The following is a 2,444-nucleotide window of genomic DNA, read 5'->3' on the forward strand; positions in this document are numbered from 1 at the left end:
AAAAATAACAGTGGTAAATGAGTCCTAAATAAGGTATTGTTAAATCACCATAAAATAACAATCGAACAGGATCATCACTACCACTGCTATGATTAGATTAACATATATTACTATTTCAGACAAGCATTTTCACGATGTCCGTGGGCCTCCAAATATCTGGAACTCAAAACCAGAAATTTTTACTATATTTGGAGGACAATCAGATGAATGAAAAATACCTTTTAAAATTACAGCAGGATATGCAGTTAAAAAATTTTACCACGAATACATGCAAGGACTATTATCGTTTTGTGAAAAGATTTCTCGATTTCACCAACAAGGATGCCATGTCCATTACTTACGCTGATATCCGAAGATTCATATTCCACATGAAAGACAATGAAAACAAAAAAGCTTCCACGATCAATGTCTATACTGCAGCGATCCGTTTTTTCTTTGAGTACACGCTCGGATATGTATGGGATTCAAAAAAAATACCCAAAATGAAGCGTGACAGGAAGCTTCCGGTAATCCTTACACGGGAACAGGTAAACATGCTTATTGATTCCATGGACAACTATAAGCACAAGGCCATTACTGCAACAATGTATTCCTCCGGCCTGCGGGTCAGCGAAGTATGCCATCTGCACTATGAAGATATCCGCAGAAATCAGATGATGATCCATGTTCCACTGTCGAAGAACCGACAGGATCGCTATACCATACTAAGCGTCAGGAACCTTGAAATCCTTACAGAATACTGGTACCGTTACAACCGCCCAAGGGGATGGCTGTTCCCAGGTATGGGAGGAAATGAACCACTTACCAATGCAGCGGTTGAGAGATTTATAAAAAGTCATGTACGAAAACTTGGACTCCCAGAAGATGTGTCTCCTCATACCATGAGACACTGTTTTGCATGCCACGCACTCGAGGATGGGGTCAGCTATACTTTTATCCAGCAATTATTAGGTCACCGCAGTCCGAAATCCACAGATGTATATCTGCAGATGACATCCAAGGCACTTATGGGTATCCGAAGCCCTTTTGACACTTTTAAACAAGAGGAGAATGGGGGCAGTGACAATGATAAATAACCCAACTATGCAGGATGTCCTCCAGCAGTTCTATCCGGGATATCTGGATACGCATACTCCAACTGAGCGTCAGGCAAGAACAGTTCATCATATCCTGAATTGTAAAACCGGTGCATACGGTGCTAACATGTCTGTATGTGATACATGCGGGCACATCCAGTACCATAATAACTCCTGCCGTGACAGATCTTGTCCGATGTGTCAGGCATTATCAAATGAGTTATGGGTTGACGCACAAAATGAACACGTACTGGATATCGACTATTACCATCTGGTATTCACCTGTCCAAGCGAACTGAATCCATTGATCTACTGCAACCAGAAAGAACTTTATTCTCTGTTTTTCCATGCTGTGGCAGAAACCATCCTGGAACTTTCACAAGATCCGGCGCACGTGGGAGGCACTCCAGGGTTTATCAGTATTATGCATACGTGGGGTTCCAACCTTTCCTACCATCCGCACATTCATTTGTTATCAACTTGCGGTGGATTAGATGGAGATCGCAGCTGGCATCAGAAAAAGGACGGATTCTTCCTTCCTGGAAAAGCGATGGCAAAACTGTTCAAAGGGAAATTTCTGTCTGGACTTAAAACCCTGCACGATACCGGTAAACTCTGTTACGAAGGAAATGCAGAAAAATACCGTAACCAGTATGAATATCAGGAACTGCTGGATAACTGCTATGAAAAACAATGGGTTACGGATATCAGGGAATCTTTTGCAGGAGCAGAAACAGTCATGCATTATCTTGGGCGCTACACACATCGACTGGCAATCAGCAACAGCCGTATCCTCCGAATGGATGAAAATACCGTAACTATCCGGGTTAAAGATTATAAAAGAAACGGCGAATGGAAAGAATTGACTCTGGATGGGATTGAGTTCGTACGACGGTTTCTGATGCATGTACCTCCAAAGGGATTTGTGAGGATAAGGCATTATGGTATCCTCAGCAACCATAATAAGAGAAAACTGATTCCGATTTGCAGGAATCTAATTGGCTGCCGCGAGTTTCTAAGACGATTCAGGAAAGATGACAAGGTACAGGCAATCAGGATATTATACAAAAAAGATGTCACTGTATGTCCATGTTGTGGAGGAAACCTGTCATATAAAGTATGTTCCAGATATGTGACACACCACAAAAACAGTGCCTGATCTTGACAGAAACCCAATATGACTTTCGCAGAATTGGGGGAAGGGGGAAGTACGCTCAAAATCCGAAAAAATGGTGATTTTCTAAAACTCCCTGTTAAAATACTGTTTTTTTATCTACCATATAGTGATAAATCGAAGTATTGAAACCCCATATAACGGACGCGACTTTGTTCAATTCGGAAAAACCAAAAGTGTGCTGAATAAGGGGG

2 protein-coding genes are annotated in these 2,444 nt (G+C 41.8%); both read left to right on the top strand.

Annotation, left to right across the window (positions count from 1 at the left end):
- Positions 1–203 precede the first annotated feature (203 nt).
- Positions 204–1,076, top strand: a complete 873-nt coding sequence (locus QZZ35_RS11090; RefSeq protein WP_291237459.1) for a tyrosine-type recombinase/integrase — start codon at positions 204–206, stop codon at positions 1,074–1,076.
- Positions 1,066–2,235 carry an IS91 family transposase gene (locus QZZ35_RS11095; RefSeq protein WP_291237460.1) on the top strand — a complete coding sequence of 390 codons (1,170 nt, stop codon included), beginning with the start codon at positions 1,066–1,068 and terminating at the stop codon, positions 2,233–2,235. The genes QZZ35_RS11090 and QZZ35_RS11095 overlap by 11 nt, the downstream gene beginning before the upstream one ends.
- Positions 2,236–2,444: the final 209 nt, after the last annotated feature.

The organism is Frisingicoccus sp. (assembly GCA_016298055.1).
Taxonomy (GTDB): Bacteria; Bacillota; Clostridia; order Lachnospirales; family Lachnospiraceae; genus Frisingicoccus.

Bases quoted from the DNA above. Each gene is read 5' to 3' on its own strand.
- QZZ35_RS11090 (WP_291237459.1), top strand. From the start codon at position 204: ATGAATGAAAAATACCTTTTAAAATTACAGCAGGATATGCAGTTAAAA.
- QZZ35_RS11095 (WP_291237460.1), top strand. From the start codon at position 1,066: ATGATAAATAACCCAACTATGCAGGATGTCCTCCAGCAGTTCTATCCG.